19 protein-coding genes, 1 pseudogene and 1 riboswitch are annotated in these 25,797 nt (G+C 63.6%); of the genes and pseudogenes, 8 read left to right on the top strand and 12 right to left on the bottom strand.

Annotated elements, in window-relative coordinates:
• Positions 1 to 193: 193 nt before the first annotated feature.
• Positions 194 to 3,625, top strand: coding sequence for a chitobiase/beta-hexosaminidase C-terminal domain-containing protein (locus GO707_RS12735; RefSeq protein ID WP_157012635.1), 3,432 nt, complete (start codon positions 194 to 196; stop codon positions 3,623 to 3,625).
• 218 nt (positions 3,626 to 3,843) lie between these two features.
• On the opposite strand, the gene GO707_RS06850 is transcribed toward GO707_RS12735, so the two are convergent.
• Positions 3,844 to 4,131, bottom strand: a complete 288-nt coding sequence (locus tag GO707_RS06850; RefSeq protein WP_157012634.1) for a hypothetical protein — start codon at positions 4,129 to 4,131, stop codon at positions 3,844 to 3,846.
• Positions 4,132 to 4,170: 39 nt separating this feature from the next.
• Between GO707_RS06850 and GO707_RS06845 the strand changes: the two genes are divergently transcribed.
• On the top strand, positions 4,171 to 5,808 hold the full coding sequence (locus tag GO707_RS06845; protein WP_157012633.1) for an ATP-binding protein: 1,638 nt from the start codon (positions 4,171 to 4,173) through the stop codon (positions 5,806 to 5,808).
• On the opposite strand, the gene pdxT is transcribed toward GO707_RS06845, so the two are convergent.
• The gene (gene pdxT, locus GO707_RS06840; protein WP_114539314.1) at positions 5,802 to 6,440 is read right to left on the bottom strand and encodes a pyridoxal 5'-phosphate synthase glutaminase subunit PdxT; all 639 of its coding nucleotides are present in this window, start codon (positions 6,438 to 6,440) and stop codon (positions 5,802 to 5,804) included. The two genes, GO707_RS06845 and pdxT, sit on opposite strands and share 7 nt — an antisense overlap.
• Before the next feature lie 5 nt (positions 6,441 to 6,445).
• Positions 6,446 to 7,348 (bottom strand): pyridoxal 5'-phosphate synthase lyase subunit PdxS, encoded by a 903-nt coding sequence (pdxS, locus tag GO707_RS06835; RefSeq protein ID WP_157012632.1) that lies wholly within the window; start codon positions 7,346 to 7,348, stop codon positions 6,446 to 6,448.
• Positions 7,349 to 7,445: 97 nt separating this feature from the next.
• On the opposite strand from pdxS, the pseudogene GO707_RS12335 reads away from it, so the two are divergent.
• Both GO707_RS12335 and GO707_RS06830 read left to right on the top strand, forming a co-directional pair.
• Positions 7,446 to 7,757: pseudogene (locus GO707_RS12335) on the top strand (GntR family transcriptional regulator); the annotation flags it as partial.
• A 213-nt stretch (positions 7,758 to 7,970) separates the two neighbouring features.
• Positions 7,971 to 9,320 carry an aminotransferase-like domain-containing protein gene (locus GO707_RS06830; RefSeq protein ID WP_232325682.1) on the top strand — a complete coding sequence of 450 codons (1,350 nt, stop codon included), beginning with the start codon at positions 7,971 to 7,973 and terminating at the stop codon, positions 9,318 to 9,320.
• A gap of 57 nt (positions 9,321 to 9,377) precedes the next feature.
• Here GO707_RS06830 and GO707_RS06825 read toward each other — a convergent pair whose 3' ends face one another.
• From GO707_RS06825 to thiM, 3 genes are all read right to left on the bottom strand, one after another.
• Complete coding sequence (locus GO707_RS06825) at positions 9,378 to 10,241, bottom strand: ATP-binding protein (protein WP_157012630.1); 864 nt, start codon at positions 10,239 to 10,241, stop codon at positions 9,378 to 9,380.
• A 103-nt stretch (positions 10,242 to 10,344) separates the two neighbouring features.
• Complete coding sequence (locus GO707_RS06820) at positions 10,345 to 10,644, bottom strand: MTH1187 family thiamine-binding protein (protein WP_157012629.1); 300 nt, start codon at positions 10,642 to 10,644, stop codon at positions 10,345 to 10,347.
• Positions 10,645 to 10,706: 62 nt separating this feature from the next.
• Positions 10,707 to 11,597, bottom strand: a complete 891-nt coding sequence (gene thiM, locus GO707_RS06815) for a hydroxyethylthiazole kinase (protein WP_198161037.1) — start codon at positions 11,595 to 11,597, stop codon at positions 10,707 to 10,709.
• 78 nt (positions 11,598 to 11,675) lie between these two features.
• Positions 11,676 to 11,797, bottom strand: a riboswitch (TPP riboswitch).
• Between the two features lie 182 nt (positions 11,798 to 11,979).
• Here thiM and mnmA point away from each other — a divergent pair.
• On the top strand, positions 11,980 to 13,089 hold the full coding sequence (gene mnmA / locus GO707_RS06810) for a tRNA 2-thiouridine(34) synthase MnmA (protein ID WP_232325671.1): 1,110 nt from the start codon (positions 11,980 to 11,982) through the stop codon (positions 13,087 to 13,089).
• A gap of 255 nt (positions 13,090 to 13,344) precedes the next feature.
• On the opposite strand, the gene GO707_RS06805 is transcribed toward mnmA, so the two are convergent.
• Positions 13,345 to 14,958 (bottom strand): FAD-binding protein, encoded by a 1,614-nt coding sequence (locus GO707_RS06805; protein ID WP_114539308.1) that lies wholly within the window; start codon positions 14,956 to 14,958, stop codon positions 13,345 to 13,347.
• Between the two features lie 345 nt (positions 14,959 to 15,303).
• On the opposite strand from GO707_RS06805, the gene GO707_RS06800 reads away from it, so the two are divergent.
• On the top strand, positions 15,304 to 16,788 hold the full coding sequence (locus GO707_RS06800) for a helix-turn-helix transcriptional regulator (protein WP_157012628.1): 1,485 nt from the start codon (positions 15,304 to 15,306) through the stop codon (positions 16,786 to 16,788).
• Positions 16,789 to 16,825: 37 nt separating this feature from the next.
• On the opposite strand, the gene GO707_RS06795 is transcribed toward GO707_RS06800, so the two are convergent.
• The gene (locus tag GO707_RS06795; RefSeq protein ID WP_157012627.1) at positions 16,826 to 17,752 is read right to left on the bottom strand and encodes a LysR family transcriptional regulator; all 927 of its coding nucleotides are present in this window, start codon (positions 17,750 to 17,752) and stop codon (positions 16,826 to 16,828) included.
• Between the two features lie 397 nt (positions 17,753 to 18,149).
• Here GO707_RS06795 and cysK point away from each other — a divergent pair, with 397 nt between their 5' ends.
• Positions 18,150 to 19,082, top strand: a complete 933-nt coding sequence (cysK, locus tag GO707_RS06790; RefSeq protein WP_157012626.1) for a cysteine synthase A — start codon at positions 18,150 to 18,152, stop codon at positions 19,080 to 19,082.
• A 120-nt stretch (positions 19,083 to 19,202) separates the two neighbouring features.
• Complete coding sequence (locus tag GO707_RS06785; RefSeq protein WP_157012625.1) at positions 19,203 to 20,858, top strand: PAS domain-containing hybrid sensor histidine kinase/response regulator; 1,656 nt, start codon at positions 19,203 to 19,205, stop codon at positions 20,856 to 20,858.
• Between the two features lie 131 nt (positions 20,859 to 20,989).
• On the opposite strand, the gene GO707_RS06780 is transcribed toward GO707_RS06785, so the two are convergent.
• The 4 genes from GO707_RS06780 to GO707_RS06765 all read right to left on the bottom strand — a co-directional run bounded on the left by GO707_RS06780 (position 20,990) and on the right by GO707_RS06765 (position 25,703).
• The gene (locus tag GO707_RS06780; protein ID WP_157012624.1) at positions 20,990 to 21,970 is read right to left on the bottom strand and encodes a helix-turn-helix transcriptional regulator; all 981 of its coding nucleotides are present in this window, start codon (positions 21,968 to 21,970) and stop codon (positions 20,990 to 20,992) included.
• Between the two features lie 25 nt (positions 21,971 to 21,995).
• Positions 21,996 to 23,105, bottom strand: coding sequence for a cation diffusion facilitator family transporter (locus tag GO707_RS06775; RefSeq protein WP_157012623.1), 1,110 nt, complete (start codon positions 23,103 to 23,105; stop codon positions 21,996 to 21,998).
• Between the two features lie 409 nt (positions 23,106 to 23,514).
• Positions 23,515 to 24,312, bottom strand: coding sequence for a hypothetical protein (locus tag GO707_RS12040; protein WP_198161036.1), 798 nt, complete (start codon positions 24,310 to 24,312; stop codon positions 23,515 to 23,517).
• Between the two features lie 155 nt (positions 24,313 to 24,467).
• Positions 24,468 to 25,703: an LL-diaminopimelate aminotransferase gene (locus GO707_RS06765; RefSeq protein ID WP_157012622.1), complete on the bottom strand. Its 1,236-nt coding sequence runs from the start codon at positions 25,701 to 25,703 to the stop codon at positions 24,468 to 24,470.
• Between the last annotated feature and the right edge of the window lie 94 nt (positions 25,704 to 25,797).

Here is a 25,797-nt window from a genome sequence, read left to right as displayed (position 1 = left end):
GTCCAAGGCCAAATCCCAGGAGGTCGTTCTGCGCCCTCCGCCCTCTACTCGCCCTTTATCCCATATTTGAAAAGGAAGGTAAAGAGCGCGGCCACTGCGCGAGAAGTGGCGAAAACAATATACGAGGACGGTCGCCATCCCGCTTACAAAGAAATCAAGCGACGAGCAATATACGCGCTTTGTCGGCGAGTACGTGGACGAAACTTATCTGCAGCTGCTGGCAGACAATCCCGACTCGGGGTCTTTCAGTATCTCCGAATTGGATGCCGAGGAGCTCTTCATCCCGCAGACCTATACGTTCAACAACTTCGCCTTGGCCTATGCGTCGAACGTGGACGACGAGGACTTCAAGGAGCGCATCAAGAAGCGCGCCGAACAGGAAGCCAAGGACAGATACCTCTACTTGGAGAATCTGTTCGGAGACACGTCGTCCAGCGGCAGCGAGCTGAGCAAAACCTGCGAAGGAATAGATGCGTCCTTACAGGCGTTCGAAAATGAGATAAAGCAGCGTGTCAAAGAAGGCACGCTCACCGAAGCGGAGGCGCAGGCTTCACTGGCTGAGATTGAGGCGCAGCGCGCGGATATCAGCCTAGACAGCCTCCGTGCACCCATAGATGCGGACGACACCTGGATTGCTGCGATCGACGACCCCTACTTCACGGGAGAAGACCCGGATATCGGCGAGTACTCGATTCCGACTGATGCGGAGATAGATGGGTGGTATGCGGGTCAGGATGCCGCAACGATCAAGGAAGTGAAGGATTTCTTCCACAGGATGAAGGAGTCCATAGACAACAACTATGCGTGCGGAAAGCTGACGAACCGCTCCATACGAAACAGCCTGGATGCCATGGGAACGAGCGCGGGCATCGGCAAGGTGAGCGCATCGGGCTCACCGTCGGCCCTGATGGACAACTGCCTTCAGGACAAGCTAGGCGGCGTCGTCAAGGTTTCCGAAGGCGACAGCGCAAAGGGCGTCCAAGTCCAGACCTTGGAAGACGGCCACCTCGAAGCCGAGCTCTACGTCACCGACTCGCAGAAGAACAGTGCTGACGGCAAGACGGAAGGCGTCTACACGGGCTATTCGTGCTTGGTGACGGAAAGCGCACCCCAAGGAGCTACGGATCCGAACGCAAAGAAGCAGAACACCTACAAGGTCGATTTCTCAGAACATAAGGAGAAAGATGACCATATGCGCTCCGCCAAGGTGGATGCACTCAAAGCCGCCGGGTTGGATGGTTTTGGTATGGGGATTGACATGGTGAGCGGCGTGATCGACGAGGGCGCAAAGAGTGTGCTCGACAACGTGCTTGCGCGCCGCATCCTCAAGGACGTTCCGCCTGAGAGGATCACGCCCATGGTGAAAGCCTGGGCGAAGAGCCAGATGTGGGCTAAGGAGACAGAAGAGGTGGCCAATGAAATCTCAAAGTGCACGAATGTCAATCAGGTTCTGGGCGGCGTCGGCGTCATCGGAAGTGGTGTGGGGTTGAGATTCGCCATGGACTCATGGTTAGACAACATGGATGCCTTAGGCGTCCTTGAAGCCGACATCGAATCCATAAACCAATGGATTCTCTATTACAAGAAGCGCAACCCTTGCGATGGAGCATGCCAGAACTGCCTCAAGGCGCTCTACGCCGAACGCGATGCGGCCGAGAAGTACCGAGAGCTCATGGAGAACGAGGACGACCATAACTACACCGATGTAATGACCGGTTATTGGAACACGGTGGGATCGACGATCATCCTTGTCGCAACCATGGGGAGCAGCTCTGTAGTGACGGAGGGGGCTAGCACTGCTGGCGGCGTGGTGAGCAAGGCCTCGTTGGCGATCGATGCAGGATCCACCTCGATTCACCTGCTGCGCGCGCACTACCTCGACAAGGCAAAGAACGCCTATGAGCAGGCAACCGCTTACAGGAAGAGCGTTTGCAAGGAAGTTCCTAAGAAGAACAATGGCAGCGACGATGTCAGGAACATCATCGACTGGGACAAGTTCTACGGCATCGGGTCAAATGTGATCATCGACCCGTCGGGCATCGTATATGAGGCGCTGGATAGTAATCCCGTAGAAGGTGCCAAGGCGACCATCTATGTTGCAGACGATGCAAACGGCCGCAATGCACGGAAATGGAATGCCGAAGACTACGAGCAGGAGGGCACGCTGACCACGGGCGCAGACGGAGCCTTCCAATGGGATACGCCAACCGGCTTCTATCAGGTGAGGGTCGCCAAAGAAGGGTATGACGTAGCAAGGACGGACTGGCTTTCGGTGCTCCCCATCCGAACCGGGCTGAAGGTAGGTTTGAAGTCAACGCAGGCGCCAAGCGTTGTAGCTGCGAATGCCTGCCCCGAATATATAGAGCTGGAATTCAGCCAATACATGAAAGCCGATGAGGGAGCAGGAACGAGCGCCCTCGTGGATGGCGAGAGCGCCCGTCTTGAATGGGTCGACTCGAAAGACGCCAGCGAGGCCGACGGAGGAGGAGCGCTTGCCAAGGTCCTGCGCATCTACCCGCAAGAACCCTTGTCCGAAGGAGCAAGTGTTTCGGTGAAGCTGAACGGTGCGAAGAGCTATACGGAGTGTTCGTTGGGCGATCTGTTCGGGTCATGGTCGAAGACGCTCACCGTCGAGAAACGTCCGGCGCAGCTCGTTGCGAACTATGAGAATGCCGTCGTCTTGCAAAGCGATGCTCCTGAACCTGTCCAAGTTGTGGCCTACGTGCGCTATTCGGACGGCACCCCTGTGGCGAACCAGCCGGTGACGGCACAGGTGGATGCGCCCAGCATCGCGGCGCTCGACGGTATCAGCGCCTTGGACGCTTCTGGCGAGGGCATCGCAACTGGCATGACGGATTCCGAGGGCAAGACATCGTTCTCGCTCTATGGTGACCTTCCCGGAATGACGGCGCTCACCCTTGCGGCAACTGGCACGTCGCTTTCCAAGGAGCTGGCGATTCGCACCACTTCTGATGCAGCGCAACCCGTGCGGCCCACCGCAACCATCGGAACGAACACGTTCGATGCGTTGGCTCCAAAAGAGAACAGCGTGACGGTACCGAAAGGTTCGAAGCTAACCCTGACAACCACCACCGAAGGAGCGACCATCTACTACACCACCGACGACACCTGCCCCTGCGATGCAAACGGGACGCGACGCGTTTACACCGGACCTATCAGTGTTACGGGAGATACGAAGTATCGAATCGCCGCATATAAAGAGGGGATGCCTTTTGATGAATACAGCGAGAGATTGAATCTTGCCGTGAGCGTAACCGATGACGGACGCGATCCGTCAGGTGGTGGCGAGCAGGGAGGCGGAGACAACGGTGGAACCAATCAGGGCAATAGCGGAAGCATGAACGGTGGCCAAGGGAATAACGGTGGTTCGGATGCACCTGAGGCATCAGGAGGTAACCAGGAAATCAATTCGGGTCAGACAGATAACGCGAACTCCGTCACTGATACTGATAAGCCTGCTAGCTCTTTAGGCTTTTTGGCAGAAACAAGTGACAGCTTAGGCTTGCCTGTGCGTATTGCTCTGATTCTCTTTTGCGCTTCTGCTATAGGACTGGCTTCTTTGCTGCTCTATGTCGGTCGCAGAAGATTCAATAGTCGCAGATAAGTACGTTAGAGAGATTGGGCGCCAATAGGCTGTGTGGGTTAGCGATACCCATGCAGCCTATTGGATATAAAAGATGCGCATCGCGAAATGACGCCTACTGGCAGAAATTGTTTCATGCTCTGCCGGCATCTAAGCAACTGTGGCTGATAAACGGACAAATCGTCTATCAGGGCTTGACAGCAATATCAAGCGCATCCTTAATGACCCCTGCCTAACGTCTATTCCCAACGACCGCCGACAACCCTCGTTTCCCAATGTCCCTCTTTCTTATGGCTAACCGTGTTGTAGCCGGTGACTATCTGACGGATTTCACTATGATGCCCAGATCCTTCACCGGCCTTCATGTGTTCTTTCGCATGGGCGGAGGTGTTGCCGGTGATGTCGGTCCCGCAGATGTTACAGTCAAATCGTGATTTGAATTCTCTGAACTGGGGTCTTGCACAATGTTGGGTTTGCGCGCACCAACAAATACAAGCGTTGTTGCAAATAGTTTCAAGTTGTTGCATACTAATGAGACTTCTTGAAACTACTTGCGGGGGTGGGCTATGGGCGTGTACGATTTCGATCTGGAGAGCTATATTGGTCTCGCTCGGCGCCTTGGCACCGACACGAAGCGGGTAGAGGTGAAAGCGGCCGCTCAAGGACTTCCGAAAAGTATGGCGGAAACGCTGAGCGCGTTTTCGAACACATCGGGCGGCGTGGTGGTTCTGGGGTTGGCGGAGCGCGCGGGTTTCCAGGCTGTTCCGGGCTTTAAGGCGCGCGCTGTGGCCGACGCGCTTGCCCAGATGTGCGGCGAGAAGATGGAACCGCCCGTGCGGGCGTCAGTGGAGATCGTTGAATTCGAAGGGTCGCCCGTGGTGGTGGCCACGGTGCCCGAGCTGCCGCCCGAGCTTAAGCCCTGCTTCGTCAAGTCGCGCGCAATGCATGACGGCTCCTATGCGCGTGTGGGGGATGGTGATCGGAGGCTGAGCCCCTACGAGGTGGACCGCCTGCTGGAGGGGCGTCGGCCGCCGCGATACGATCGCGAAGTGGTCGAAGGGGCTGCGATGGGCGACTTTGACGAAGAGCTTCTGGAGGGCTTCATGCGCCGACAGCGTGCCGATTCGCCGCGAGCGTTCAAGGGCATGAGCGACGAGGAGCTGCTTGAGGCGCTCTGCGTGACGGCTCGTGACGGGGAGGGGATTGTGCGACCCACATTGGCGGGACTTATGGCGCTCGGGCGCTTTCCGCAGCGTTATTTCCCGCGGGCCTGCCTTTCGTTTACGGTGATCCCGGGGACGTCGAAGGCCGATGTGAGCGCCGAGGGGCTGCGTTTTCTCGATTCTCGCGAGATCGTCGGGCCCATCCCCGTGATGATATCGGAGCTGATGGTGGCGCTGCGACGCAACGTGCGCGTCTCGTCGAAGGTGGAGGGGGCGTTTCGCATCGATAGACTCGAGTATCCCGAGACGGCCGTGCGCGAGGCGGTGGCCAACGCGCTCATGCACCGCGATTACTCGCTGGACGGGTGCGCCTCTCAGGTTCAGGTGACTATGTACGGCGACCGCATTGAGATATTGAGTCCAGGCGGTTTGTGCCGGGCTATGACGGTCGACCGTTTGGGCGAGCTTGGCGTTTCCTTCCCGCGCAACCAGGCACTGGCCAACATCCTGCGCGCCACCCCCTATGCCGAGGGGTTTGCCGAGGTGGGCAGCGTGGTGGAGAACAAGGGCACGGGTTACTTCCAGATTCGGGCCAGCTTGCGCGAGGTGAATATGCCGGAACCGGTAGCCATTGACCACATCACCGCTTTCGAGGTGGCGCTATACAAGGCCGGCGCTGGCGCGGAGGCAGGGCGGTTCGGGTTCGGGTTCGGCGGCCGCGCGGGGGGTGGCGGGCGCGGTGGCGTTCGGCTGCCTGAGGGCGCTGCGGGCGGGAAGATCGTGCGATCCGTCACGGAGTGGTCAGACGAAACAGGTCGCTTCCATACCATTCATGTGCTGGCGCCGGGTACGGTGGAGTGCGACATCGTCGACTTCTTGGAAGAGGCGCCCGCACCGGTGAGCTCGCGGATTCTTATGGACGCATTGGGTAAGTCGAAGGCAACGATCAGCCGCGCGCTCAATCGGCTGATGGACAAGTCTCTTGTGGAACGGCTGGGGCCGTCGCGCGGCCCGGGCGCCGTCTATCGGTTGGTTCAGTAGGCGCGCTTCAAAGGCGCGAGGAGCGCTTCGTAGAGGCGGTTGTCGTCGTCGAGTTCGGGGTGGAAGGCGGCGGCGATCTGGTTGCGGTGGCGCACGGCTACCGGTGCGTCGTTCAGGGTGACGAGGGGCTCGACGCCGGGGCCGGTAGCTTCGATGCGCGGGGCGCGAATGAAGGTGAGGGGAACCGGCTCGGAAGCGAGTGTGGCGCTGTTGCTCGAGTAGTCCTTCGCGTCTGCGACGCAGGTTGCTCCCGCGGCTTCTTCTGTCCCCTTCGCCCCTTCTTCCCAGCGACCCTCGGCGTGGAAGCTGCCGAGTTGGCGGCCGTAGGCGTTGCGGCGCACGGTGACGGGCAGGGTGCGGAAATGGTCGGCCAAAAGGATGAGGCCGGCGCAGGTGCCGAGGGTGGGGAGGCCCTCGGCGATGCGTTGGCGCAGCGGTTCGAACATTCCCAGGTCATGCAGCAGCTTCGCCTGTACGGTGGACTCGCCGCCGGGGAGCACCAGGCCGTCGAAGGGACGGGCGAGGTCGGCGGCCTGGCGTAGCTCGATGGTGGTGCAGCCGAGGGATTGCAGGCGCTGCTCGTGCTCGATGAAAGCGCCTTGCAGGGCGAGAACGGCGATGGTTGGGGACATGGGTTCTACTGCCCCCGCTCTTCCATGATGATCTGGATCTCCTGCTCGTTGATGCCCACCATGGCTTCGCCGAGGTCTTCGGACAAGGCGGCGAGCATCTCAGGATCGTTGAAGTTCGTGGTGGCCTTTACGATGGCCTCGGCGCGTCGGGCCGGGTCGCCCGACTTGAAGATACCGCTGCCCACGAAGACGCCCTCGGCGCCCAGCTGCATCATAAGGGCCGCGTCGGCCGGGGTGGCGATGCCGCCGGCGGCAAAGTTCACGACGGGCAGCTTGCCGGCCTCGTGCACCTCGCGCAGCAGCTCCACCGGCACTTGCAGCTCCTTCGCCGCTTCGAACAGCTCATCGTCGCGCAGGTTCTGGATGCGGCGGATTTCAGCGTTCATCCGGCGCATGTGGCGCACGGCCTGCACGACGTCGCCGGTGCCCGGCTCGCCCTTGGTGCGGATCATCGTGGCGCCCTCGGCAATGCGGCGCAGGGCCTCGCCGAGGTCGCGGGCGCCGCAGACGAAGGGGACGGCGAAGACGGTCTTGTCGATGTGGTAGGTGTCGTCGGCCGGCGAGAGCACTTCGGATTCGTCGATGTAGTCGATGTCGATGGCCTGGAGGATCTGTGCCTCGGCGAAGTGCCCGATGCGGCATTTCGCCATGACGGGGATGGAAACGGCCGCCTGGATGCCCTTGATCATGGCCGGGTCGCTCATGCGGGACACGCCGCCGGCCGCGCGGATGTCGGCGGGGATGCGCTCGAGCGCCATAACGGCCGCGGCTCCGGCGGCCTCGGCGATGCGGGCCTGCTCGGGGGTGGTGACGTCCATGATGACGCCGCCTTTCAGCATTTGGGCGAGCTGGCGGTTGAGGGCTACGCGCTCGGCGGAAGCGGTGGGGGCGGGGATGGTTTGGGGCATGAGGGTTCCTTCCTTTCGCGAATAATATGGGCGAAAGGGTAAGGGATAACTGGCCTTAGTGTTATATTCAATTCCCAAAGTTTTAATAAGGTCAGATATGCAGCGCGTCGGAGAACCCTCACGCGAAATGGGGCAGTGGCGGGATGGCGGCTGGCACGAAAGCGCACAGTGCAAAGAAGGGAGGGAGGTGATGCTCACCTACGCGCTCAACCGCACAGCGAGGGAGAGCCTGTACGAGCAGCTTTACCGGGCATTGCGGCTCGATATCGAGTCCGGCGCTCTTGGAGCCGGTGATCGTTTGCCCTCCAAGCGGGCGTTCGCGAAGCATTTGGGAGTGAGCGTCGTCACTGTAGAGGGGGCCTACGATCAGCTCGTGGCCGAGGGCTATGTGCGCGCCGTGCCCCGCAGCGGTTTCTATGTTCAGGAAATCGGGCCGAATCTGACAAGTTTTTCGAGGATTTCGACATCCGTAGAGGTAAAAGTCCCTCTTGGGGATAGTTCTGGGGCCAAAAGCGCGTCTTGCAGGCCCGAAGCGAGGATTTCTGGGAATGATGGCGTCGAAAAGCTCGAAAAACTTGCCAGAAAAGGCGCCCCTTTTTGCATAGCCCACAGCGAAGAGGGTTTGGCTGGGGTTTCTCCAGGCGCCGGACGCAAATGGCTCGCCGATTTCACGGGGGCGATGGCGCCGGAAGGGGTGTTTCCCTACGCGGCGTGGGCACGGACGCTGCGGCGCGTGTTGGCCGACGAGAGCGAGCGCACGGTGCTGGAGGCGTCGGGGCCTCAGGGATCGCCTCGGTTGCGGGCGGCCATCGCGGCGCATCTGCGGGGCTTTCGCGGCATGGAGGTGCATCCCGACCAGATCGTGATCGGTTCCGGTGCCCAGTCGCTTTATGGCCTGCTCGTGCAGCTGCTCGGTCGTAATCTGGCGTACGGCGTGGAAGACCCCGGCTATCCGCGGCTTACGCGCATCTACGAGTCGAACGACGTGGCGGTGCGGCCGATCGCTCTCGATGGGGAAGGGCCGGTCTTGGAGGCGCTCGAGCGTGCCCGCATCGACGTGCTGCACTGCACGCCGTCGCACCAGTTTCCCACCGGTATCACGGTGCCGGTGTCGCGCCGGCGCTCGTTGTTGGAATGGGCCCAGAGTGGGGTTGCCGCGCCCGAGGACGGTGCAGCGGCTAGGGAGATTCGCGGTCGGAGCGTGAAAGCTTCCAGTGCCCAGTCGCGCTACCTCATCGAAGATGACTTCGACTGCGAGTTCCGCATGGCGGGGCGTCCCGTACCTCCACTCGCGGCCCTCGATGGGGCTGGGCGGGTCATTTACGCGAACACGTTCTCGAAGACGCTCGGGGGTGCTTTCCGCATTGGCTACATGGTGCTGCCCGAGGCGCTGGCCGAACGGTTCCGCGACCGACTTGGCTTTTACGCCTGCACGGTGGGTGCATTGGAGCAGCTGACGTTGGCGCGGTTCATGGAGTCGGGGGACTACGAGCGCCATGTCAATCGCCAGCGGACGCGTTACCGGCGGCGGCTGAGCGCGCTGATTGACGTACTAGCGGCGTCTTCGGCCGGCGATCATTTGCACTTTGCCAATGCGGGTGCCGGGCTGCACTTTCTCATGGAGGTTAGGAGTGTCGAAGGAGACGAGAGAGATAGTGCGACTTTCGAGGAGCGCGTGGCCCGGCGCGCTGCGATTCGGGGCGTGCGCCTGGCGCCTTTGGGCCGTTATCGGTTCACGGGTTGCGAGGCGGGAGCTCCTGGGCGCAGCTCGAACGAAACGGTAGGCTGCCGGTGCGAGGCTCGCGAAGTCGAGGGTGCCCGAAGGGTATGCGACGAGGTGCGGTCTGGGTGCAGCGAGGGGAGGGGTCGGCGCCGTCCCGCCTTCGTGATGAGCTTCTCTTCCTTGGAAGAAGAGACGATCCCGGAGGTAGCCGGGATCGTCTCGGAGGCGGTTATGGTCGAGCTGGGCTGACCTGGTCATCCTCGATGAACTAGGAGGCGCATTCAATCAAGTGCGCGTCGGTTGTTTCTAGCCGATGACGTCGCCGTTGACGGCGAAGGTGACCACTTCGAAGGGGATGTCCTTGCCCGACTGGGCGCAGGCCTCGGCGGCGGCGCGCTCGAGGCCGCCGCAGCAGGGCACCTCCATGCGGGCGACGGTGACCGAGGTGATGTCGTTGGCGGCGATGATGGCGGCGAGCTTGTCGGTGTAGGAGCCCTCGTCCAGCTTGGGGCAGCCGATGATGGTGACGTTGCCGCTCATGAAGCGCTCGTGGAAGCTGGCGCAGGCAAACGCGGTGCAGTCGGCGGCGATAAGCAGCCCGCGGCCCTGGTAGTAGGGGGCCTGCACCGGTACGAGTTTGATCTGGCACGGCCACTGAGCCAAGCGGTTCGGCAGAGCGGCGGCCACGGCGGAAAGCGCGTCGGTGGCGCCGGTAGCGGCCGGAGCGGCGGTGCGAGCAGCCGGTACAGGAACGGCTGGTGCCGGGGCTCCGTTCAGGGAGCGGCTGCGGGAACCGGGGCATCCGCCCTGGTGCGCAGGCGACGGCGCCGGCTTCGGAGCGTCGTCGATGAGGGTGCGGGCGGCCGAGCCGGGACAGCCGCTGCGGTGCTCGGCCGCGGCCGGAACGCTGCAAGCCGTCGCGCCGCCGTTGCGGGCGGCCAGGTGTGCCGCCACGGCAGCCTCGTCGTAGGGAGCGGCTTCCCGCTCGACGAAGGAGATGGCGTCGGTAGGGCAGGCCGGCAGGCAGTCGCCCAGCCCGTCGCAGTAGTCGTCGCGCATAAGGCGCGCCTTGCCGTCGACCATGGCGATGGCACCCTCGTGGCATGCGTCGACGCACAGGCCGCAGCCGATGCATTTGTCCTCGTCAATGTGAATGATCTTGCGGAGCATGGAACCTCTTTCGCTTCGTGTCGTATGTCGGGCAGCATCATAGCGGGTCGACGCGAAAGCGCAAGAGGCTCCATGTAGATGATGGAAAGATGTGGACGAACCCCTACTCGGCCAGCAGCTCTTCCACCTTCTCGACCTTGGTGTGCAGGGTGTCGGTGTGCCCCGGCCGGATGTCGGCCTTCAGGACCACCTCGGTGCGGATGCCCTGGTCGGCGAGGGCCATGGTCGCGTCGCGTACGACGGCCATGACCTCGTCCCAGTCGCCCTCGATCTCGGTGAACATGGAGGTGGTGCGGTGGGACAGGCCGGAGTCGCGGATGACGCGGATGGCCTCGGCCACATAGGGCGCGAGCTCGTCTCCCACGCCGAAGGGCGCGATGGCAACGGCAACAAGGGTGTTCATAGGGCGGCCTTTCTCTTTGGTTGCAAATGCGGCTTCGAGGTTTGCGGGCTATCGCTATGGGATTACGCGGCTGATGTGCTGGTGAGTGCCAGAGGCGCCTCAGTCACTTCTTCGGTGGTGAGGTTGTAGAGGGCATTGAGGAAGGCGACTTGGAAGCTGCCCGGACCGTCGCAGGTTTCGGCTGCGCGCAGGCCGGCCAGGTTGTAGGCGGCCGTTGCGGTGAGCGCTGCCACGAAGGGATCGGCCACGCAGGCGTAAACGGCGCATACGCCGCCCAGCGAGCAGCCAGAGCCGGTGATGCAGGTCATGAGGGACGAGCCGCCGGAGAGCCGCGCCACCTGCACGCCGTCAGTGACAAGGTCGGTAGCGCCGGAAACGGCTACCGCGCCTCCCGTGAAGCGGGCGCACGCCACGGCGGCGCGCTCGGCGGCATCCACGGAATCAGTGCTATCGACGCCGCGGGGGCCGTCGCCGGAAGCGCCATCGACCGAGTTGCCGCCAAGCCCCCACAGGTCGGCCACGGCGATGATCTCCGAGGCGTTGCCGCGCAAAATGGTCGGCGGATTCTCGCGCACGGCCTCGATGAGCCGAGTGCGCAGGCTGCCGATGCCCACGCCCACCGGGTCGAGCACCCAGGGCGTGGCCGCGGCCGCGCAGGCGCGCGCCGTGGCGGGAACCGTCTGCTCGTAGACGGGCATGAGCGTGCCCAGGTTGATGTAGACGGCCCCTCCCAGGGCGGCGACGCACTCGCCCTCGTCGGGCAAATACACCATGGCCGCCGAGCCGCCGACGGCCAACTGGGCGTTGGCGACGAAGCTCTGGGTCACGGTGTTGGTGATAGAAGGCGCGAGCGGGTTCGTCTCGCGCACCTCGCGCACGGCGCGGGCCATGAGCGTCCGCAGTTCCGCTTCAGTGCGGGTGGGGGAGGCGGTGGTAGTGGAATGTTCGGACATGGCGGTTCCTTTCCGGAAGCCGGAGCGTTGTCCTGCGGGCCGCGCCAAAAAAGGCGCTCCCCGCAGGAAGCGCCCCTTGTGCTTGGCGAGCATGCTCCCTACGACAGTGTTAGCTGACAGGTTCGAAGGGTTGGGCGCCTGCGCCCTCTCAACCACGGGACGGCTTCGCGTGCCGCCGAGCGGTACCCCTGCATGCTTTCAGCTTAGCACGATGGCTTCGACGTGCGTGTGAGGAATTCGCTCGTGCCTTTCGAGAGGCGAAGAAACAGGGAAAAACGGGGAGAGGGAGCCAAGAGAGCTGCTGTGGGCCATCGTCAGGATAAGAGGTTGCCCATAGCGAAGGATGATTGGCGTTTCGGCGTGCTGTGTTATGATGCGCCCCATGACTTTCGAAGATGACAGGGAGATGGCTGTGGCGCTCGGGACGTCCGGCGTGATGGCGGCGATGTCGGGGGGCGTCGATAGCTCCGTGTGCGCGCTGCTGTTGCAGGAAGCGGGCTATGCCGTGCGCGGCGCGACGATGGTGCTGCGGGACGACCAGGAATCGACCTGCGGGTCGTCGCGCGATGTGGAAGACGCGCGGGAGGTATGCCAGCGCCTCGGCATCCCCCACGATGCCTTCGACCTGCGCGATCGCTTCGATGCGGCGGTGGTACGCCCCTTCTGCGACGCCTATCTCGAGGGCCGCACGCCCAACCCTTGCATCGCCTGCAATCGGTTCTTGAAGTTCGAGTCTCTCCAGCAGCGCCGCCGCGAGCTGGGGCTCGACTACGTGGCCACGGGGCACTACGCCCGGCGCCGGTGGGATGCGGCCACGGGACGCTGGCAGCTTCTGCGGGCATGCGACCCCGTCAAGGACCAAAGCTACGTGCTGTACCACCTTACCCAGGACACACTCGCCCACATGCTGTTTCCCCTGGGCGAGCTGACCAAAGGCGAGGTGCGCGAGCTGGCCCGTGCCCGCGGCCTCGTCACGGCGGCGAAGCCCGAGAGCCAGGACATCTGCTTCGTGCCCGACGGCGACTATGCGAGGTTCATCGAGGGCCGCTGTGGCGCGGACACTGCTTTCAATCCGGGGGAGATCGTGGATCGGGAAGGGCGCGTGCTCGGGGAGCACGCGGGGCTCATCCGCTACACCATCGGGCAGCGCAAGGGCATCGGCGTAGCGGCGCGCGAACCGTTGTACGTGCTGGGGAAGGATGCGTTCGCCAATCGGCTCATTGTTGGCTTTAAAGACGAGCTGCTCAGCGTGGGGGTAGTGGCTAGCGATGTGAACTTCATCAGCGGCGACGTTTGGCAAGGTCCGCGCGAGGTGCTGGTGAAGACTCACTACCGCCAGCGCCCGGTGCCGGCGGTGGCCGAGCAGACTGGTGTTGACGAGCTGACCGTCGCCTTCGACGAGCCCCAGCGCGCCGCTGCCCCAGGACAGGCCGCCGTCCTCTACGAGGGCGACATCGTCCTCGGCGGCGGCACCATTGCACGGGCTCTGTAGCGTTTTGCGGAAGGATGCTTGCGGAAAGTCTTCCCGCAAAGGAGATTGGCGTGGATGCCAAACTCTCGTTTTTTGGCTCCGACTGGCCGTGCTCGGGTGTCGGACTCCCGTTTTTGGAACTAACGGAGTCCTTCGGGCCAAAGAGTGGTCGAAAAGCGACGGGGCGCTCGATGGCGCCCCGTGCACTTGGGAGGGTGATGCTGGGAGGGTGCGGAAAGTCGGGAGGGGGCCCGCACCGTTGCTGCGAGAGGCGGCCTACTTGCTGGCCACAGCGCGGCCGACGACGTAGCCTTGGGTGTGGCAGCGGCCGAGGGAGAGGCCGGGCACCGTCATGGGGTAGTCGGGGCTGCCGAAGAAGTTGCCGGCGCAGTTGCCGATGGCGTACAGGCCCTCGATGGGTGCGCCTTCGGCGTTCAGCACCTGCATGTCCTTGTTCACGTTCACGCCGTGAATGATAGTGGACAGGCCGATGTGGCGGTGGATGCCGTAGAAGGGAGGCTGCTTGATGGCCTTCAGGAACTGGGCCGGCTTGCCCATGTCCTCATCGATGCCCTTCTCGGCCAGCTCGTTGTAGCGCTCGACGGTCTTCACGAAGGCGTCGACGTCGGTCAGGCCGAGCTTCTGGCCGAGCTCTTCCAGGGTATCGGCAGAGAAGGTGTTGATGAGGCTCTCGTAGACGCCGGTCTTCTCGCCCTCGACCTCGGGCATGTAGCTCGCCATGGCCTCGGGCGGCAGGGCCACTCCCGGCCAGCCCTCGGTGTCGGCCATGTAGTTGCTGTCGAAGATCTGGCTGTACCAACCCTGGTCGGCCTCGCTGCGCAGGAAGTTGCCCATGACGGCCATCTCGCAGGCGGCCTCGTTGCAGAAGCGCGAGCCGTCGTTCTTCACGGCCAAGAACGGCATGTCGGCCATGGAGCCCGGGCCGGCGTCGAAGTCGTGCTGCACCTTGGAGCCGCAGGCGTCCTCCATGCAAGCGCCCGCCCACACCATCATCTTCTGGCCGTCGCCGGTCTTGTTCTGCTCCTTGCGGTAGATGTTGGCCATGGCCGGCTCGTAGTAGGCCATCATCTCGTCGTCGTTCTCGTAGTCGCCCGTGGCCACGATGACGCCCTTGGCGGCATTGAACTGGATGTAACCGTCGGCGCCCTCGGCGATGACGCCGGTCACGGCGCCGGACTCGTCCTGCACGAGCTGGGCGGCCGGGGTGGAGTAGAAAATCTCGACGCCCTGCTGCTCGGCCCAATCGGCGATGTCGCGCATGCCGTTGCCGGTGTTGTAGGGCTTCGGGCCGAAGTCGAAGGCGAAGTAGGTGACGTCGTAGCCGTTGATGTTGCTGATGTTGCTCGTCCACTTTGCCGTGGAATCGACCATCTGCGCGCCGGCCTGCTCGCCGATGTTCCACAGCCACTTCAAAGCCTCGCCGGAGTTGTAGGCCCACAGGCGCACCTGCTCGCGGTCGGAGAGGTGGCAGCAGTCGGCGTTGATGAGAGAAACCACGGCCTCCACGCCGCCGGGAGCCGTCTGGTCGACGATGATGGAGTCGCAGGTGTTGCCCTGGGACACCGCCGTGGCCTCCTTCTGAAGCAGCGCCACCTTCGCGCCGGCCTCATGGGCCGAGATGGCGGCGGGCACGCCCGCAGCGCCGGCGCCGATGACCACGACGTCGTAATCGCGGGTGTCGGCGATGTCGGTGATGGGCTCGGGCTTCACGAAGAATGCCGGAGTTCCGTCCCCGGCTGCTGCTGCGGCCTCCCCGGTGGCGGCTACCGGCTGCTGGGGTGCGCAGCCCCCGAGCATGGACACGCCCATGGCGCCCGCGGCGGCCACGCCGCCGAACTTGAACAGGTCCCTGCGAGAAATAGTGCTCATAATTCCCTCCTTGGTGTATCGAAGGGGCACCGCGCTTCGGTGCTCCCGTGTCGGCCTTGAGCATTCCTGCCGACAGCTCCACCATAGGGGTGCGAATGCTTGTGTGCATCGACCGCTGCGGGAATTAGGGGGCCTAATTGTGTAACCTGTCTCCCCAACCCTTTTATAACCCCCTTATATAACCCCCTATTTCGGGCAGAGTGGGCATTTGGGGCTCGTCGGGGAAGGGCGGACGGCTGGTCTTGTTCTATAATCGAATCTATCATCTATCGCTTTCCCCTTCAACTTTTTCGGATTGCTGGAAAAAATTCATTGGTAAAACTGCGCCTATAAGGAGGTTGCGACATGGCGTCCGATTGCGTTTCCCCGACCGAGAGTGCCCGGCCCGATGCCGCAGCAGAACGGGCCCCGCTTTTTCGGAGGCCCCGGTCGGTGGCTGCCGTTCCCGTGGTATTCCTCGGTCTCGGGTTGTACCGTGCCTGGATCGAGATCGTGTTTGTGGGAACATTTGTGGTGTTTCCTGCCGCTACCGTGTCGGCGCGCGACTTATTCGACTGGACGATGGTGGTCACCGCCCTCGGCTGCACCCTCCTTGCCCGGCGCATCGGCCCCTTCTTCGACAAGCGGTGGCCTTTCGTGCTGGGCTCCGCGATGCTCGTGGCGTCGACGACGCTGATGTTTGCCAGCTGCTGGGTGGCGTCGTTGGCGGCATGGGCCGGTTATGCCGCCGCGGTGGCGGGCGGTTTCGGCATCGCCCTCGTGATCCTGACATGGAGCGAGCTGTACGGTTGTTTGAACCCTTTGCGGGTCGCTCTCTACTATTCGGCCTCCATCGTCGCGGGTGCAGTGGTGCTGTACGTCTACCGCGGTTTCATGCTGCCGTGGTTGTTTGTCATGACGGCGCTTTTGCCTCCGCTCTCGTTCTGGGCGGCTTCGCGTGGGTTCGCCCATCTTCCTCCCCAAGAGCGTCCGGCCACGGCGTGGACGCGCTTCTCGGTGCCGTGGAAGGCGGTGCTGTTCATGGCGGCCTACGCCTTTGGTTACGGTCTCATGGAAAACGGCATGTACGGGGGCGTCTTCGGCCCCCATTCGGCGCCCGGGGCCGTGCTCGTGGCGGTGCTCGTGTTCGTCGGCGTCTCTTTCCAAGGCGGCCGCTTCGACTTCTCGCTTATCTACCGGTTCGCGCTGCCCCTCATCGTGGCCGCGCTGTTCCTGGTGCCGGTGTTCGGCGGTACGCAGAATTACGCGGCCGGTTTCTGTATGGCCGCCGCCTATACAGCCCAGTCTATCCTCATCATGCTGATCTGCGCCAATATCTGTTACCGCTATGGGGTCTCCGCTATCTGGCTGTTCGGCATCGAACGGGGCGTGCGCCAAATTTTCATGTGGCTCGGCCGCGTGACCGCGGCGGGGGTCGGGGCACTCGAGTCGTTCGGAATCGGCGGCGAGGTGGCGGTTTCTGCGCTGGCGGTAGTGGCCGTGGCCTTGGCCACGGCGGTGCTGCTCTCCGAGCGTGACTTGTCGAGCCGTTGGGGTGCCAACTTTCTGTCCGGCGGCACCGACTCGGCGGCGATGATTCGCAAGCAGGAGCTGGTGGATCGTTGCGACGAGATCGCGCGAACTTACAAGCTATCGGCGCGTGAGGAGGAAGTGCTGCTGCTTTTGGCCCAGCGCAAGACGGTGGGCATCATTGAGAGGGAGCTGCTTATCGCCAACGGCACCGCGAAGGCCCACGTGCGCCATATTTACCAGAAGCTCGACATCCACACGCGTCAGGAGCTCTTCGATCTGCTCGGCCTCGATGGCCGCGAGACGGGGCCCCAGGATTAGGTCGGCATACGCGGGGACGACGGACGGGATGCGTGCTCTACAGTCCCGCGAGGCCTATCTGGTAGCCTTCCACGAATAGGCTCAGCTTCTCGATGTAGCTTTGGGCCAGAGGCGACAGCTGCCGCTCGTTGTGAACGATGTAGCCCACGCGCATGAGCTCCTTGGTCTGCAGGGGCACGCTGGCGATGCCGGTGTACATCTCGCTGGAGAGCACGCCGGTGGAGATGGTGTAGCCGTCATGATGGGCGAGCAAGTTCGACAAGGTCCCGCGGTCGCTCACGGAGATGCACTTCTTGTGCGGCAGCTCGGCCAAGGGTTCCTCGGAATAGAAGAACGAGTTGTTCGCGCCCTGCTCGAAGGCGTAGCGGGGGTAGTCCTCCAGATCCTCTACGGTCACCTCGGTGCGCGAGGCTAGGGGGTGCTTGTCGCTGACGAACACGTGGGGCTGGGCGGTGAACAGCAGGTTGAAGGAGAGGTTCGCGTCGGAAAGGGCGTGCCCGATGACGCTCTCGTTGAACGTGGAGAGGTACAGCACGCCCAGATCGCTGCGGGAGTCGCGCACGTCCTCGATGACCTCGGAGGTGCGGGTCTCGCGCAGGCTGAAGTTGTAACTGGTGCCCTCGTATTCCTCGGCCAGTTCCAGGAACGCCTCCACGACGAACGCGTAGTGCTGGGAGGTGATGGAGAGCTTTTGCGCCGCCTCGCCGCCGCGGCCGGAGTAGCGCTGCTCCATGAGATCGGCCTGCTCCACCACTTGGCGCGCGTAACCCAATAGCTCGATGCCGTCGCTCGTGAGTGTGATGCCGCGGTTGGAACGCTCGAAGATGGTGACGCCGGTTTCGCGCTCGATGTCGCGCACGGCCACCGACAGGCTCGACTGGGACACGTACAGCGTGTGCGCCGCCGCCGAGATGGAGCCGTGGTTCGCGATGGCGATGAGGTAGCGAAGTTGCTGCAGGGTCATGGGAAGCTCCTATGGCGGGTTGGAATTCAAGTCTAGGGAACTGCTAGGTATTATACGGCCGCCGAGCGGCGATGGAAGGGGGAACTTGGCGGTTCGTGACGGTTTTCTCGGCCGCGTCGCCATCGGAAACCGCTATGGCGCGGGGCGTTGACGAAGCGGAGGCAACCAGTAGGATGGGGGCAGCACCCGTTACGAGCGCACCAATTCGACCAAGGGAGAGCGCTGAGGGAGCGCGGGGTGTTCTGACCGAGCGAGTTCCGCAGATGGTATTGAAGGCGCGGTGATGCGGGGAGACGTAATGCCCGCTGCGCCTTCGATACCAGCGAGGACTGTCTGAGCGAATCAGAATTCCCCGCGCTCCCGCACCGCGGTGCGTTTCAACCAGAAAGGACCTGCCATGACCGTCCACAAGAACATCACCGAGCTGATCGGGCATACGCCGTTGGTGGAGCTGACCAACTACGAGCGCGCCCACGAGCTGCCCGCCACGCTCATCGGGAAGGTGGAGTCGTTCAACCCCACCGGCTCGGTGAAGGACCGCGCCGCCCAATCGATGATCGACGCCGCCGTGGAGGCCGGGGTCCTCGACGACGAGACGGTCATCATCGAGCCCACCTCCGGCAACACCGGCATCGGCCTTTCTGCCATCGCCGCCGTGCGGGGCAACCGCATCATCATCGTCATGCCCGAGACCATGTCCGTGGAGCGGCGCAACCTCATGCGCGCCTTTGGGGCGGAACTGGTGCTCACCGAAGGCGCCAAGGGCATGAAGGGCGCCATCGAGGAGGCCGAGCGGCTGGCGGCGGAGATTCCGAACTCGTTCATTCCCTCGCAGTTCTCCAACCCGGCGAATCCGGCCGTGCACGAGCGCACCACCGGCCCGGAGATCTGGGAGGACACCGATGGCGCGGTGGACATCCTCGTGGCCGGCGTGGGCACCGGCGGCACGCTTTCGGGCACCGGGGCCTATCTGAAGGCGCAGAACCCGGCCATCCAGGTGGTGGCCGTGGAACCGGCCGGATCCCCCGTGCTCTCCGAGGGCCGCGCCGGCGCCCACAAGATTCAGGGCATCGGCGCCGGGTTCGTGCCCGAGACGCTGGACACCGCTATCTACGACGAGGTCATCGCCATCGAAGACGAGGAGGCCTTCGAGGCCGGGCGCGAGCTGGCTGCCCATGACGGACTGCTCGTGGGCATCTCCTCGGGCGCGGCCGTGGCGGCGGCGGCGAAGTTGGCGCGCCGACCCGAAAACGTGGGCAAGAACATCGTCGTCATCCTGCCCGACACGGGCGAGCGCTACCTTTCCACCGCCATGTTCGATTTCTCGTAAGCCTTCCACGTTTCTCTTTCGTTACAAATTCGTGGGCTCATCGACAGCTTCGGGGGCGCTGGGCAACGGCCGTGGTAGCATACGGAAAGCACCTTTTCGGCCGACAGAAGAAAGCAGCACATGGCAACCTCGGCGCCCTCCATATTTCCCGCTTTAGCCCAGCTCGACATCGGCGACGTTCTCGCTCATATGCCAGGCGGCTTTTTCGTCTACCATGCCGATGGCGACGAGGCGGTGGTCTACGTCAACGAGGCCTGCCTGCGCATCTTCGGCTGCGCTGACGAGGAGCAGTTCGTCGCGCTGACGGGCGGCACCTTCCCCGGCATGGTGCACCCCGAGGACATCGAGGCCGTGGAGCACTCCATCAGCCGTCAGATTCAGGCCGACCGGTACTCCATGGACTACGTGGAGTACCGCATCATCCGCCGCGACGGCTCGGTGCGTTGGATAGAGGACTACGGCCACCACGTCACGTTGGACGCGGGCGAGTTCTTCTACGTGTTCATCAACGACGCCACGGACAAGCTGCGCGAGCGGGCCGACGAGCTGGAGGCGGTGAACGCCCAGCTGCGCGAGGCCTATGCCCGCGAACTCGAGCACCGTACCATGCTGCGCAACGCCCTTTCCGAGGCCGAGGCCGCCAACGTGGCGAAAAACACGTTCCTCTCGAATATGTCCCACGACATCCGCACGCCGCTGAACGCCGTGGTGGGCTACGCGTCGCTCATCTCGGCCCATGGTGGCGAGGCCGAGCGGGTGCGCGCCTACAGCGACAAAGTGCTGGCCGCTTCCGAGCAGCTGCTCGACGTGGTGAACGAGACGCTGGAGATCAGCCGCATGGAAGCGGGCCATGTGCAGCTGGCCGAGGCGGAATGCTCGCTTTCCGAGCTGGTTCTGCAGGCGCGCATGGACATGGTGGATCTGGCGGACCGCGCCGACGTCACCCTGGCCTGCGACATTGAGCCTCTGGCCCACGATCGCGTGCTCGTGGATGCCGTGCGCCTGTCCCACGTGCTCACCCAGCTGGTGGACAACGCCATCAAGTACTCGCCGGCTGGCAGCACCGTGCGCATCAGCGTGGCCGAGAACGCCGGCGCGCCCCAGGGCTTCGCCAGCTTCCGCTTCGTCGTGGCCGATAAGGGCGTAGGGATGGAGCCCGCGTTCATGGAGCGCATGTTCATGCCCTTCGAACGGGAGAGCAACACCACGGCTTCGGGCGTTCAGGGCACGGGACTCGGGCTCACCATCGTGCGCAACGTGCTCGATCTTATGGAAGGCGAGCTTGCTGTGGAAAGCGCGCCGGGGGAGGGCTCCACTTTCACGGTGGACATCACCTTCCGCCAGGCTCCGGCCGACGTGGCCGCCGAAGCGCCGCGTCCGAGCCGCGGGCGGGGCCCGGTGCACCGCATTCTGCTCGTGGAGGACAACGAGCTCAACCGCGAGATCGCCTGCTGTCTTCTGGACGACGCGGGCTATGCGGTGGACACGGCGGAAAACGGCGAGGTGGCCGTGGGGATGATCGAGGAGGCCGATGCGTGCGCCTACGACTTGGTGCTCATGGACATTCAGATGCCGGTCATGGACGGCTATGCCGCCACCCGCGCCATCCGCGCGCTGCCCGACCCGCTGCGCGCATCGCTGCCCATCATCGCCGTGAGCGCCAACGCGTTTTCCGAGGACCGCAAGCGTTCGCTGGAATGCGGTATGGACGCGCACCTTCCCAAGCCGCTCGACGTGCACCGTCTTCAGTCCCTCATCGAGAAGGTCGTTCACTAAGATACGCCCGTAGGGGGCGACCTTGGTCGCCCCTGTTTTGTCGTGCATAATTGTCCCGCTTGCAGAGGGCTGACCAAGGTCAGACCCTACGGGGAAGGCGCGATTGCCCCGTCCGGGTGCGCGCGACGAGGCTAATAGCTGTCGGCGATGTCTCTCAGGTAGTCGGCGTACTGGCGAGCCAGGGCGCTGGGGGCCTCCAGACGCACGGCGGTGCCGAACTGGGCGAGCCAGCCGAAGAAGACGGGGCTGGCGGCCACGGTGACGTGCACGCGGGCATGGGTCGCATCCACCGGCGCGCTTTCCACGTCCTTGCCGAAGCGGTCGATAATGGCGCTCATGACCGATTCCTCCACCAGCAGCGTCGCCGGCGTCGTCTCGCCGCCGAACATGGAGAACGTGCGAGAAGTGTAGGCCGCCGCATCGAAGGTGGCGATGCGCTCGTTGCGCACGGCCGCCTCGTCGGTGATGCGCAGCCCCTGCATGCGGTCGACGCGGTAGCTGGGGAAGGAGTCGTGCTTCTCGTTGTAGGCGATGAGGTAGTAGCAGCCCTCGGAGTAAATGAGGCACACCGGCGTCTCGCAGTAGATGCGGCCGCCCCCTTGGGGCTGTGGGTGCTTGTTCGCGTCGTGCTTCACGTAGCGGAAGGCCACCTGCCGGTGGCGGCGGATGGCCTCGTGCAAGGTGTCCACGTGGTGGAACACCGATTCGTTCTGCATCTTGATGCGGCCTTCCACGTGCACGTTCTTGGAAAGCGCGGCGGCCTGGTGGCAGGAGCCCAGAGACGCCAGGCCTTCGGTGAGGCGATGGGCCATGCGAACCGTGAGAAAGCGCGAGGACTGCACGGCGTCGGTGAGCAGCATGAGCTCGGCGGCGGTGAAGGTGCGCGAGACGAGGGCGTAGCTGACCGGGTACGTGGGAAGCTTCGCGATGTCGAGACCGAAGTCGCGAAGGGCGTCCAAGTCGCGGTACACCGATTTGCGCTCGGCCTCGATGCCCGCCTCGGCCAGCCCGGCGATGATTTCGGGGCAGGTGAGGCCGTGGCTCTCGTCGGTGCGCTCGCAGAGCATCTTGGCGAGGTTGAGCAGCTTCAGTTTCTGGCTCTCGCCCGCCATCGTGCGCCCCTTTCCCCATGATCGCCTACGTTGGCTGATCGTCTTCGTAATCGTGGTCGATGACGACATTGTAGGTGTAATCGGGGTATTTTTCCTTCAGATGGGCGATTATTTTGTCGCGGATGGCATCGTCGCCGGCCTTAAAGCCTATGACCAAATCGAAGTAGACGGTCGAGGTTTTCTCGTCCACGTAGAAGCCGTGCACCTGCAGGATCGCCGGGTCGCTTTTCGCGAGGGCGTCGAGGTCGGCATGCAGAGGGGCGAACGCACCGGTCGTGTTGGCGGCGTAGATGCCCACGGTGGCGAGGATGCCGAACTTCTCGGCGAGCCCTTCGCTGATCTGGCGGGTGAGGGCGTGGATGTCGCGGGCGCACATATCGTCGGGCACTTCGATGTGCACCGAGCCCAAGACTTCGTTGGGGCCGAAGTTGTCCAGCACCACGTCGTAGGTGCCGCTCACATCGGGGAAACTGTTGGTGTAGGCGATGATGTCGTCGACGAGCTTCTTGTCCTCCGGGCCGCCGATAAGCGGCGAGAGGGCGTCGCCGAGCACTTCGAAGCCGGCCTTCAGAACCACAAGCGAGATGATGAGGCCCACGGCGCCGTCGATGTTCAGGCCCCAGAAGTTCTGGGCCGCCGCTACCACGAGCGTGCCGGCCGAGAGCACCGCGTCGTAGTTGGAATCAATGCCCGAAGCGATGAGGGCCTCGGAGTTCGTCTTGTCGCCGAAGCGCTTGAACATGATGCCGATGGCGATCTTCGCGAGGATGGCCACCACGATGACGATGATGGTGATGGCCGAGTAGCTGGGCGTGCCGGGGTGGATGATCTTGTCGATGGATTCGCGCAGGGAGATGAAGCCGGCCACGAGGATGATGATGGCGATGACGACGCTGGTGAGGTACTCCACGCGGCCGTAGCCGAAGGGGTGGTGGCGGTCGGGCCGGCGCCCGGCGAGCTTCGTGCCCACGATGGTGACGATGGAGGACAGCGCGTCGGTGGCATTGTTCACGCCGTCCAAGATGATGGCGATGGAATGGGACATGAACCCGACGGCCATCTTGAAGGCGACGAGCAGCGCATTGCCGATAATGCCGTAGATGCTCGCCTTGACGATTTCCCTCTCGCGGTTCATGACTCTCACCCCTGATGATGTTGCTGTCCTGCTCGCTGCTTCGGCGGCGCGTCTCGTGGCGCACAGATTGCGGGCGCGCTTGGGCGCGCTTTCGTCCCGCAATTCGATTATAGGCCTCCTCCCGGCCGGCTAAGTCCCCGCCCCGTTGCCTTTCCGAAGCAGTTCGGCAACTATCTTACTCAGTGGAGGTGACTTGGTACGTCGGGAGCACCCCACCATCTTGCCAGAGCGAGAGCGCCCAAAGATACCAAACCCCCAGTTTTTGTCCGGCACTGCAGACGGCGGCATCGCAATTACATGGAAAAGTGGTCAGAAAAGTGCTCAAAAGAAAAGACCTCCTGACCGGAGGCGGGAGGTCTTTTGGCGGTTGGCTGCCAGTGCTGTGAAGGCTGCTCAGGGAATTTTCGCGCTAGGCGGTGGGCTTGTCGTTGTCGGCGGCGTCGGTCGCAGCGTCGGCGGTCGCAGCGTCGGCGGCTGCGGTGTCGGCGTCGGAGGGGATCTCCTCGACGACGGTCACGCCGGCCTGGGCATCTTCGATGTAGTTGTCGGGCAGGATGATGGCGGGCTCGGCTGCGGCCTCGGCGGCTTCCTCCGGAGTTTCAGCCGGAGCGAAGGTGTCCTCCTCGACGGTCTCCATCACGGCGGCGGCCACGGGAACAGCGGCGGCCGGGGCGGCAGGCTGCTGGGGCGCAGCGGCTGCGGGCTGCACGGGCTGCTGCGGGGCTACCGGTGCGACAGGCGCAGCGGCCGGGGCGTAGCCGTAGGGAGCGGCCGGAGCGGGGGCGGCGTACAGGGCGCGGTCCTTGTTGGCGAACACGGCCACGATGATGCAGAGCACGAGCGACACCCAGCAGCAGGAAAGGAGGCTCACCACGGCGGCGACGATGTTCCAGATCATGATGCCGCGCAGCTTCTCGGGCTTGGCCGCGCCGCGCACGCCGAGGATGCCAGCGACGAGGATGAGCACGGCGCAGACGATCACGAGAAAGACGAGGAAGCCCAGCATGCCGAGCAGCGCCGACACGTCATCGGTGGTGAAATAGAGGCCGTCTTCGGTGTAGAAGTAGTCGTAGCCGGAGCCGGAAATGGCGGCGCCGCCGACGCCGAGGCCTGCCCAGGCGATGAGCATGCCGAGAATGCCGAGGGCAGCGAGCACGATATTGGCGATGCTCATGCCCTTGATGGCCTTAGCATGGTTGGTGTTCATGGTGATCTCCTTGGATCGGGGACGATGCAATGCGACCAGTATAGCGGTGTATTGTTGAGTTGCGCGGTCGACGATCAATTGTGGAGCGATTGTTGACAAGCGTCAGCAATCGGCGCGCGGGCTCGACTGAGCGCCGATTCCGTGGTGCGCTTCGGCTAGTCGCGACTCTCGGCATCGAGCATCCGCTTGATGCGCTCGACCGCCTCCTTGGTGTCCTCGGCGTCGCCGAAGGCGGTGAGCCGGATATAGCCCTCGCCGGCCGGCCCGAAGCCGGCGCCGGGGGTGGTGATGACGTTCGCCTCTTCCAGAAGGCGGTTGAAGAAGCCCCAGGAGTCGGTGCCATTGGGAGTGCGGCACCACACGTATGGGCTGTTGTCGGCGCCGTACACCTCAAGGCCGGCAGCGGCCAGGCCCTCCTTGATCGTGCGGGCGTTGGTGCGGTAGAAGTCGATGGTCTCGTCCACCTGGGCCGCGCCTTCGGGGGTGTAGATGGCCGCCGCGCCGCGCTGGATGACATAGGAGGCGCCGTTGAACTTCGTTGTTTGACGGCGGTTCCACATCGCGTTTAGGCTCTGTCCCTCGCGCACCAAATCGCGCGGCACCACGGTGTATCCGCAGCGGGCCCCGGTAAAGCCGGCGGTCTTCGAGAAGCTGCGGAACTCGATGGCGCACGTCTTCGCACCGGGGATCTCGTAGATGGAGTGGGGAATGGCGGCATCGGCGATGAAGCGCTCGTAGGCGGCATCGAAGAGGATGACGGCGTCGGTGGCGTTGGCGAAGTCGACCCATCTTTGCAGGGCCTCGCGGGAAAGCACCGTGCCCGTGGGATTGTTCGGCGAGCAAAGGTAGATGAGGTCGACGGGCACGTCGGGCAGGGCCGGCGTGAAGTCGTTCTCGGCGGTGGTGGGCATGTAGACGATGTTCGTCCAGCGCTCGGTATCCGCATCGTAGTCGCCGGCGCGGCCGGCCATGGCGTTGGTGTCCACGTAGACAGGATAGACCGGATCGCACACGGCCACGATGTTGTCCTCGGCGAAGATATCGCCGATGTTGCCGCAGTCGCTCTTGGCGCCGTCGGAGACGAAGATCTCGTCAGGGGCGATGGCGATGTTCCGCGCGGCGAAATCGTGCTCGGCGATGGCGTCGCGCAAAAAGGCGTAGCCCTGCTCGGGGCCGTAGCCGTGGAAGGTTTCGGCAGCGGCGAGGTCGTTTACGGCGGCATGCATGGCGGCGACGACGGCCGGGGCGAGCGGGCGGGTGACATCCCCGATGCCCATCTTGATGAGGCGCGCTTCGGGGTTCGCCTCCTGGTAGGCGGCGGTGCGGCGGGCGATTTCCGAGAACAGGTAGCTGCCGGGCAGCTTCTCGTAGTTGCGATTGATGCGGGCCATGGGGCCTCCTTCATGGTGCGGTTTTCTGATGCGCTTAGGTTAGGGGGCGAATGTTTCCAATGGGAAAAGACAAGGAGAAACCTCATCAATGGGC

It is taken from the genome of Adlercreutzia rubneri (assembly GCF_009755265.1).
GTDB classification, from domain to species: domain Bacteria; phylum Actinomycetota; class Coriobacteriia; order Coriobacteriales; family Eggerthellaceae; genus Adlercreutzia; species Adlercreutzia rubneri.
This window is presented reverse-complemented; position numbering and strand designations above follow the sequence as displayed.

Bases quoted from the DNA above. Each gene is read 5' to 3' on its own strand.
- GO707_RS06850 (WP_157012634.1), bottom strand. From the start codon at position 4,131: ATGCAACAACTTGAAACTATTTGCAACAACGCTTGTATTTGTTGGTGC.
- GO707_RS06845 (WP_157012633.1), top strand. From the start codon at position 4,171: ATGGGCGTGTACGATTTCGATCTGGAGAGCTATATTGGTCTCGCTCGG.
- pdxT (WP_114539314.1), bottom strand. From the start codon at position 6,440: ATGTCCCCAACCATCGCCGTTCTCGCCCTGCAAGGCGCTTTCATCGAG.
- pdxS (WP_157012632.1), bottom strand. From the start codon at position 7,348: ATGCCCCAAACCATCCCCGCCCCCACCGCTTCCGCCGAGCGCGTAGCC.
- GO707_RS06825 (WP_157012630.1), bottom strand. From the start codon at position 10,241: ATGCTCCGCAAGATCATTCACATTGACGAGGACAAATGCATCGGCTGC.
- GO707_RS06820 (WP_157012629.1), bottom strand. From the start codon at position 10,644: ATGAACACCCTTGTTGCCGTTGCCATCGCGCCCTTCGGCGTGGGAGAC.
- thiM (WP_198161037.1), bottom strand. From the start codon at position 11,597: ATGTCCGAACATTCCACTACCACCGCCTCCCCCACCCGCACTGAAGCG.
- mnmA (WP_232325671.1), top strand. From the start codon at position 11,980: ATGACTTTCGAAGATGACAGGGAGATGGCTGTGGCGCTCGGGACGTCC.
- GO707_RS06805 (WP_114539308.1), bottom strand. From the start codon at position 14,958: ATGAGCACTATTTCTCGCAGGGACCTGTTCAAGTTCGGCGGCGTGGCC.
- GO707_RS06800 (WP_157012628.1), top strand. From the start codon at position 15,304: ATGGCGTCCGATTGCGTTTCCCCGACCGAGAGTGCCCGGCCCGATGCC.
- GO707_RS06795 (WP_157012627.1), bottom strand. From the start codon at position 17,752: ATGACCCTGCAGCAACTTCGCTACCTCATCGCCATCGCGAACCACGGC.
- cysK (WP_157012626.1), top strand. From the start codon at position 18,150: ATGACCGTCCACAAGAACATCACCGAGCTGATCGGGCATACGCCGTTG.
- GO707_RS06785 (WP_157012625.1), top strand. From the start codon at position 19,203: ATGGCAACCTCGGCGCCCTCCATATTTCCCGCTTTAGCCCAGCTCGAC.
- GO707_RS06780 (WP_157012624.1), bottom strand. From the start codon at position 21,970: ATGGCGGGCGAGAGCCAGAAACTGAAGCTGCTCAACCTCGCCAAGATG.
- GO707_RS06775 (WP_157012623.1), bottom strand. From the start codon at position 23,105: ATGAACCGCGAGAGGGAAATCGTCAAGGCGAGCATCTACGGCATTATC.
- GO707_RS12040 (WP_198161036.1), bottom strand. From the start codon at position 24,312: ATGAACACCAACCATGCTAAGGCCATCAAGGGCATGAGCATCGCCAAT.
- GO707_RS06765 (WP_157012622.1), bottom strand. From the start codon at position 25,703: ATGGCCCGCATCAATCGCAACTACGAGAAGCTGCCCGGCAGCTACCTG.